Source organism: Actinomadura sp. NPDC049753 (assembly GCF_040674655.1).
Classification (GTDB): domain Bacteria; phylum Actinomycetota; class Actinomycetes; order Streptosporangiales; family Streptosporangiaceae; genus Spirillospora; species Spirillospora verrucosospora.
Map to the genome: position 1 here is coordinate 25,164 of NZ_JBFARL010000088.1, position 7,395 is coordinate 32,558.

The 7,395-nt window shown below is 74.2% G+C and carries 6 protein-coding genes and 1 pseudogene; all 7 read right to left on the reverse strand.

The features are described 5' to 3' along the window. Positions 1-69 precede the first annotated feature (69 nt). Positions 70-591, reverse strand: coding sequence for a DoxX family membrane protein (locus tag AB0K37_RS22655; RefSeq protein WP_363984156.1), 522 nt, complete (start codon positions 589-591; stop codon positions 70-72). A gap of 200 nt (positions 592-791) precedes the next feature. Beyond that, positions 792-2,513 (reverse strand): biotin carboxylase N-terminal domain-containing protein, encoded by a 1,722-nt coding sequence (locus AB0K37_RS22660; RefSeq protein WP_363984158.1) that lies wholly within the window; start codon positions 2,511-2,513, stop codon positions 792-794. 31 nt (positions 2,514-2,544) lie between these two features. Beyond that, positions 2,545-3,441, reverse strand: coding sequence for an MBL fold metallo-hydrolase (locus AB0K37_RS22665; protein ID WP_363984160.1), 897 nt, complete (start codon positions 3,439-3,441; stop codon positions 2,545-2,547). Continuing rightward, complete coding sequence (locus AB0K37_RS22670) at positions 3,441-4,559, reverse strand: epoxide hydrolase (RefSeq protein ID WP_363984162.1); 1,119 nt, start codon at positions 4,557-4,559, stop codon at positions 3,441-3,443. The genes AB0K37_RS22665 and AB0K37_RS22670 overlap by 1 nt, the downstream gene beginning before the upstream one ends. A gap of 43 nt (positions 4,560-4,602) precedes the next feature. After that, positions 4,603-5,814, reverse strand: coding sequence for a ketosynthase chain-length factor (locus AB0K37_RS22675; protein ID WP_363984164.1), 1,212 nt, complete (start codon positions 5,812-5,814; stop codon positions 4,603-4,605). Further along, positions 5,811-7,100: a beta-ketoacyl-[acyl-carrier-protein] synthase family protein gene (locus AB0K37_RS22680; RefSeq protein ID WP_363984166.1), complete on the reverse strand. Its 1,290-nt coding sequence runs from the start codon at positions 7,098-7,100 to the stop codon at positions 5,811-5,813. The genes AB0K37_RS22675 and AB0K37_RS22680 overlap by 4 nt, the downstream gene beginning before the upstream one ends. Continuing rightward, positions 7,100-7,395 (reverse strand): annotated as a pseudogene (locus AB0K37_RS22685) (LLM class flavin-dependent oxidoreductase); the annotation flags it as partial. The gene AB0K37_RS22680 and the pseudogene AB0K37_RS22685, both read right to left, overlap by 1 nt.

The following is a 7,395-nucleotide window of genomic DNA, read 5'->3' on the forward strand; positions in this document are numbered from 1 at the left end:
ATACGCAAGCGCCTTCCGAGGGGCGGGGACGGGCCGCCCCTTCGGAAGGGGTCTTTCACGTCCTCGCCGTCAGCGGAGGAGGGGATGGCGGCGGATCACCGGGAGCCGCTCCCAGAACCGGCCGAGCCCGAGCGTCCTTCCGGCGTCGGCGAGCGCGGCGGCGACCAGCAGGGCGGCGTAGATCCAGTGCATGTCCATGAAGGGATTGGTGTCCGGCCACAGGGACGCCGCCCACAGCATGACGAGCAGGACGGTGCCGCCGATCGCGGCGAGGCGGAGGCAGATCCCGAGGAGCAGCGCGACGCCGAGGCCGCCGAGCCCGAACATGAACAGGGCGTCGACCCACACCTTCCCGGCCATCGCGTGGAAGACGTCCTTGAACGGGCCCTCGGCGTGGCTGAGAAAGCCCTTGGACGGCGAGACGCCGTCCAGCCAGCCCTTCTCCGTGGGCTTGCCGAGGCCGAAGAGCTTGTCGACGAAGGCCCAGAGAAAGGTCCAGCCCAGGAAGAGCCGTCCTGTCGCGAGGGCGTATCGGGCCGGGTGTTCGCTCTCCACGGCCGACGGGGGCCGCAGGGGGGTCTCTACGGACATGCGGAATCCTTGGGGGCGGAAGGCTATTGATAGTTAAGTTTCCTATCAATAAGCCACGATGGCAAGCGAATCAGGAGAATTCGATGCCCTAAAACCAGGTAATAGCCCGCCCGCCCCTACTAAGGCAGCCGGTTCAGTTAAGCGAACCACTCCAGTACGGCGCCGATAGGCCGCCATTACCTCTGCGGACGAACGCGTGCTCAGCGGATCAGGCAGATCTCGGCGCCGTTGGCCACGGGCAGGCCTGGGCGGGCGTTGAGCGCGGAGACGGTGCCGGGCTTGTGGGCGGTGAGGGGCTGCTCCATCTTCATCGCCTCGACCACCACGACGGGGTCGCCCGCGGCCACGGTGTCGCCCTCCTCGACGAGGACCTTCACGATGGTGGACTGCAGCGGGCAGAGCAAGGCGTCGCCGTTGTCGTCCTTGGCCTTGGCCCTGCGGGGCCTGGGGCGTGAGGGCTTCGCCGGAGCGCCGGCGGACGAGTGCAGCACCACCTCGACGCGTTTGCCGTCCACCTCGACGGTGACCGGCCTGCGGACGTCCGGTGCGGGGGCCGCGGAGGAGTCCGGGCAGGGAGGGACCGAGGGCGCCCGGTCGGACTCGATCCAGGCCGTGTGGACGTCGAAGGGCTCGGCGGTGAAGGCCTCGTCCTCGACGACCGCGCGGTGGAAGGGCAGGACGGTCGGGATCCCGGCCACCTCGAACTCCGCGAGGGCGCGGCGGGCGCGCTGCAGGACGATGTCGCGTGTCGCGCCGCTGATCACGAGTTTGGCGAGCAGGGAGTCGAACCGGCTGGAGATCTCCTGGCCCTCGGCGCAGCCGCCGTCCAGGCGCACGCCCGGCCCCGAGGGGGGCCGCCAGGCCGCGAGCGTTCCGGTCGCGGGCAGGAAGCCGCGGCCCGGGTCCTCGGCGTTGATCCGGAACTCCATCGCGTGGCCGCGCGGGACGGGATCGCCGTATCCGAGGGCTTCGCCCTCGGCGATGCGGAACATCTCCCTGACCAGGTCGATGCCGGTGACCTCCTCGGTCACCGGGTGCTCGACCTGGAGCCGGGTGTTGACCTCCAGGAACGACAGCGCGCCGTCGGCGGCGACCAGGAACTCGCAGGTGCCCGCCCCCACGTATCCGGCGGCCCGCAGGATCTTCCTGGACGACTCATGCAGCGTCCGCCGCTGGTCGCCGGTGAGGAAGGGCGCGGGCGCCTCCTCGACGATCTTCTGGTGGCGGCGTTGCAGGGTGCAGTCGCGGGTGGAGACCACGACGACGTTCCCGTGCCGGTCGGCCAGGCACTGCGTCTCCACGTGCCTGGGGCGGTCGAGGTAGCGCTCGACGAAGCACTCTCCGCGCCCGAACGCCGCCTCGGCCTCGCGGACGGCCGACTCGAACCTGTCGGGGATCTCGTCGAGGGACCACGCCACCTTGAGGCCTCGGCCGCCGCCGCCGAACGCGGCCTTGATCGCCACGGGCAGGCCGTGCTCGCGTCCGAACGCCACCGCCTCGGCGGCGCCGGGCACCGGCTCGGGCGTCCCGGGGGCGAGCGGGGCGCCCTGCTCGCGGGCGACGCGGCGGGCGCGCACCTTGTCGCCGAGCAGGTCGATGGCGGAGGGGGGCGGGCCGATCCAGACGAGGCCCTCGTCGATGACCGCCTGCGCGAACTCGGCGCTCTCGGACAGGAACCCGTAGCCCGGGTGCACGGCGTCGGCGCCCGCGTCCGCCGCCGCCTTCAGCAGCTTGCCGGCGTCCAGGTAGGTGTCCGCGGGGGCGTCGCCGCCGAGGGCGTACGCCTCGTCGGCCATCCGCGCGTGCGGCGCCCCGACGTCCGGATCGGCGTACACGGCCACGCTGGCGAGGCCCGCGTCGCGGCACGCGCGCACCACGCGGACCGCGATCTCGCCCCGGTTGGCGATCAGGATCTTGCGCACGGTCTCCTCCGGATCAGGCTCGGCGGGCGGATCAGGCCCGGCAGGGCAGCGGACCGCCGTGGTAGGCGATCATTTCGCCGAACATCGCGGCGACGTCCATGCGCTCGCCGGGCGGGGCGCCGCGCTCCTCGGCGCAGGCGCGGCGCAGGTTCGGGACGAGGCGCTCGGGGTCGAGCAGCCGCCGGTCCGGCTCGGCGCGGCGCGCGATCTCCAGCGGGTCCAGCCCGTCGGAGACGCCCTGCCGGGCCAGTTCGCGCGTCCAGCGGAGGTAGTGCTCCGTCTCGTCCAGCAGCTCGGGCCCGCCGACCGGTCCGTGGCCGGGCACGACGACGGACGGGTCCAGGCCGCGCAGCGTCTCGATCGCGCGGAGCGAGCCCTCGACCGAGCCCATCATGCAGAACGGGGTGACGCCCGACATGACGAGGTCTCCGGCGAACAGGACGCGCTGGTCCGGCAGCCACACGACGGTGTCGTCGCGGGTGTGGGCGGGGCCGAGGCGGAACAGCTCGGCGCGCAGGTCCCCTGCGTGCAGCGTCATCCGCCGCTCGTAGGTGAGCGCCGGCGGTTCGAGACGCGGGTCGCCCCACTCGACGTCCGGCCAGAGGCCCGTGAGGTGCAGGCCCGCGAGGATCGCCTCCTCGCGCGTTCCCCGGTGGGCGACCACGACGGCCTCCGGCGTGAAGACGCAGTTGCCGAACGTGTGGTCGCCGTGGAAGTGCGTGTTCACGACGATGCGCGGCGGCGCGGACGCCACCTCGCGCACCGCGTCGCGCAGGGCGAGGGCGCGCCTCATGGTCGCGGCGGTGTCCACGACGATCGTGGTGCCGCCGGAGGAGATGACGCCGGCGTTGTTCAGGCACCAGCCTCCGTCCGGCTGGACGTAGGCGTGCACACCGGCGGTCAGCCGTTGCAGCCGAGGCTCGGTCATCAGGTTCTCCCGAAGATCTGGTCGAGGAAGAAGGCGCGGAGGTCGGCGGCCAGCAGATCCGGCGCCTCCAGCGCGGGGAAGTGGCCGCCCCGCCCGAACTCCGTCCACCGCACGACCGTGTTCGCGCGCTCGGCGAACGGCCGGACGGCGTGGTCGGTGGGGAAGACGGCCACCGCCGTGGGCACCGGGGAGCGGCCGTCCGGCTCCGCCCGGGCGTGGAAGCGCTCGTAGTAGCTGTGCGCCGCCGAGCCCGCCGTGTCGGTGAACCAGTAGACGCTGACGTCGGTGAGGACGGCGTCCCTGCCGAGGGCGTCGTCCGGCAGGTCGGCGGTCCCGGTCAGGTCGCGGTACCGCTCGGCGAACCAGGCGAGCAGCCCGGCGGGCGAGTCGTGGTGGGCGTGGGCGAGCGTCTGCGGACTCGTGCCCTGGACGCGCAGGTAGGCGCCCTCGTTCTCCTGCCACCGCCGCATCGCCTCCAGCCTCTGGCGGTCGGCTCCGTCCAGCGCCTCCACGTCCTCGTCGCCGCCGGGCACCGTGACCAGGGCGTTGACGTGGACGCCGCGGACGCGGTCCGGGGCGTCCCGGCCCATGCGCGGCGCCACGAACGCGCCGACGTCGCCGCCGTGCACCCCGTACTCGGCGTATCCGAGGCGGCGCATCAGCTCGTTCAGCGCCCTGGCGGTCCTGTCGTCGGTCCATCCCGGTTCCGGCGGGGGCCCGGAGAACCCGAAGCCGGGCAGCGAGGGCGCCACCAGGTGGAAGGCGTCCCGGAGGGCGCCGATCAGTGCGCGGAAGTCGGCGACCGACCCGGGCCAGCCGTGCAGCAGGACCAGCGGCACGGCGCCGGGGTTCGCGGAGCGCACGTGCAGGAAGTGCACGGCGGTCCCGTCGATCTCGGTGACGTACTGCGGGTGGGCGTTCAGGTCCGCCTCGTGCCGCCGCCAGTCGTACCCGTCCGCCCAGTAGGCGGCGAGGCGGCGCAGGTACGCGGTGGGGACGCCGCGCGACCAGCCGGTGCCGGGCGGGTCGGGCGCCCACCGGGTGGCGCGCAGCCGGCGCCGCAGGTCGTCGAGCCGGGACTCGGGGACCGCGACCCGGTACGGCCTGATGTCGGACATGCGGGACTCCTCGGTGAGCGGGGCTACGGCGCGGTGAGCACCGCTACGGCGCGGTGAGCACCGCCGCCGAGGCGAAGCCGCCGCGCCCCCGGGCCAGGACGAGCGCCGTCCCGAGCTCGGCGGGACGCGGCTCGTCCACCACCAGGTCGAGGCGGTCGTCGGCGCGGCCGGGACGGGTGCCGACGGTGGGCGGGATCACCCCGTCGCGCAGGGACAGCAGGGCGGTCGCCAGGTCCAGCGCCGCGCCGCCCGACAGCAGCCGCCCGGTCATCGACTTGGGCGCGGTGACCGGGACGGCGCGCGGCCCGAACAGCCGGGCCAGCGCCGCCGCCTCCCCGTCGTCAAGGTCGCGGCGGCCCGCCGCGTCGGCGAACACGACGTCCACGTCCGCGGCGGGCGCCCCGGCGTCGTCTAGGGCGGTCCGCGCCGCCCGGTACAGGCCGTCGGCGCAGCCGGGCTCCGGGTCGAACGCCGCGCCGTGCCCGGCGACCGCGCCGTAGACCTGCGGGGCGCCGCGCCGCCGCGCGTCGTCGCGGTCCTCGACGAGGAGGATCGCTCCGCCCTCGCCCGGGACGCACCCCCCGGCGCCGGCGTCGAACGGCCGGTAGGCGTCACCGGGGTCGGCGCTCGGGCTGAGCTCCCCGCTCGCGGTCTGGATGGCGATGCCGTAGGGGCACAGCGTGCCGTCCACGCCTCCCGCCACCATCATCGTCGTGCCGGAGCGGATCTTCCGCCGGGCGAAGGCCAGCGTGTCCAGGCCGCCCGACTGCTCGGACGCCAGGACCCCGCCGGGGCCCCGCATCCCGTTCTGGATGGAGATCTGGCCGGTGTGCACCGCGTAGTACCAGGCGAAGGACATGTAGGCGCTGACGTCGCGCCAGCCGCTCCCCCACAGCTTCTGCAGCTCGCGCTGCCCGAACTCCAGGCCGCCGGACGTGCTCGCCGTGACGACGCCCATCTGGTACTCGGGCACGTCGCCCGGCTTGACCGCGGCGTCCAGCAGCGCCTGCTCGGCGGCGACGAGGGCGAGCCTGGTCACCCGGTCGCTCTGCGGCAGGAGCCGCTCGGGCAGGTCCCGTTCGGCCGCGCACTCGGGGATCTCCCCCGCCAGCGCCACCGGGTAGCCGGACGCGTCGAACCTGGTGATCGGGCCGATGCCGCTCCGCCCGCCGCGGACGGCGTCCCAGTAGTCGTGGGCGCCGATGCCGTTCGGGGCGGTCACGCCGATGCCGGTCACCACCGCCTGGCCGCTCATGCGCTGCTCCCTTCCACGTCGCGGGCCCGCTCCGGATCGCGGAACACCATCGCGCTCTGGAACCCGCCGAACCCGCTGCCGACGGTGAGCGCGCCCCGCACGCGGTGCTCGCGCGCGTCGAGCGGCACGTAGTCCAGGTCGCACTCGGGGTCGGGCTCGCGCAGGTTGGCGGTCGGCGGCACCACGCCGTGCGCCATCGCCAGCGCGCACGCGGCGATCTCGATGGAGCCGATCGCGCCGAGCGAGTGCCCGACCGCCGCCTTGATGCCGCTGACCGGGGTCCGGCGGGCGTGCTCGCCGAGGGCTCGCTTGAACGCCGCCGTCTCGTGCCGGTCGTTCTGCTTGGTGCCCGAGCCGTGGGCGTTCACGTAGTCCACGTCCTCGGGGTTCATCCGGGCCTCGCCGAGCGCGGCGGTGATCGCCTCGCCCATCTCCCGGCCGTCGGGCTTGAGGCCGGTCATGTGGAAGGCGTTGCACCGGGACGCCGCGCCCGCGACCTCGGCGTAGATCCGCGCGCCGCGGCGGCGGGCGTGCTCGTACTCCTCCAGCACCAGCACGGCCGAGCCCTCGCCGAGGATCAGTCCGCGGCGGGTGCGGTCGAACGGGCGGCAGGCGCGCGGCGGCTCGTCGTTGTAGACCGACTGCGCCTTGATGACGTCGAAGCAGGTCACGGTGATCGGAGAGATCGGGGCGTCGCTGCCGCCGGTGACGACCACGTCGGCGGAGCCGTCCCGGATCACCTCGGCGGCGTGCGCCACCGAGTCGATGCCGGAGGTGCAGCCGGTCGACACGACGGTGGCCGGCCCGCGCGCGCCCGTGGTGAGCGCGACCTCGGCGGCCACCGAGCTCGGCAGGAAGTAGTCGTACATGTGCGGGCTGACGTACGCCGGGTCGACGTTCCAGTGCGCGCCGCCGTCGCTGAGCACGACGTACTCGCTCTCCATGCTCTTGGTCCCGGCGACCGCGCTGCCCATCGCGACGCCCGTCCGCTCGGCGACGCGCCCGTCGACGGACAGGCCGCTGTCGTCCACGGCCTCGCGCGCGGCCACCTTCGCGAGCTGGACGAACCTGTCGCTGCGCCGGATCTCTCGCGGGGTGAGGCCGGCCGCTGCGGGGTCGAAGTCGCATTCGGCGGCGACCTGGCAGCGGTGCGCGGACGGGTCGAACTGGGTGATGCGGCGCGTCGCCGTCCGCCCCGAAGTGACCAGGTCCCAGAACGGGCCGGCGCCGATCCCGCCGGGGGCGACCACGCCGATCCCGGTGATGACGGTTCTCCTCCTGGACATCAGGCGGCCTCCCGCAGCGTCTCGGCGAGCAGGTCGAGCTGCTCCGGCCCCGCCGCGCAGGGCACCAGCACGAGCTCGTCGCATCCGGCGTCGGCGAAGGCGCTCGCGGCCTCGCGGAGCCGTCCGGGCGTGGTCAGGGCACCTTCGATCATCATGTCGGCGAGCCTGCCCGCGAAGGAGTAGTAGTCGCCGAGGTGCTCGCGGACGTGGGCGCCGGCGTCCGGGCCGAGCGCGTAGTAGGCCTGCGCGACCACGCGCGGGGCGCCGGGGCGCCCGGCCTCCCGCCAGCGGCGGC